The 432-nt window shown below is 41.9% G+C and carries 1 pseudogene; it reads left to right on the top strand.

Annotated features, from left to right (window positions below):
- Window positions 1-432: pseudogene (locus MD535_RS25870) on the top strand (alanine/ornithine racemase family PLP-dependent enzyme); the annotation flags it as partial.

Genomic DNA, 432 nt, shown 5'->3' with positions numbered 1-432 from the left:
GTAAATAACCTTCGTATAGGAGAAGCAATTTTTTTAGGCTGTGAGCCTTTAGAGCACGAAAATATCAAAGGCTTACATACGAATGCGGTTTCTTTGACCGCTGAAGTGATTGAATCCAAGGCTAAACCGACTTTGCCTTGGGGGAGTCGGGGGTTAAATGCTTTTGGTGAAAAAGAAAGCCTTCAAGATAGAGGGGAGGTCTCACAAGCTATTCTAGCATTAGGCCGCCAAGATGTTTGTGTCAGCGGGCTTAAGGCTCCGAATGGGATTAAGATCATGTCTTCAACCAGTGATCATCTTGTCCTTGAATCCTCACAAAAACCACTATTTGTAGGGGAAAAAGTCACATTCGGTTTAGATTACAGTGCGCTCTTATCTTCTATGTCTTCACGTTATATCCATAAATATTTTAAGGCACCTAAAGGGAGAAGA

The organism is Vibrio qingdaonensis, from assembly GCF_026191675.1.
Taxonomy (GTDB): Bacteria; Pseudomonadota; Gammaproteobacteria; order Enterobacterales; family Vibrionaceae; genus Vibrio; species Vibrio qingdaonensis.
This window is presented reverse-complemented; position numbering and strand designations above follow the sequence as displayed.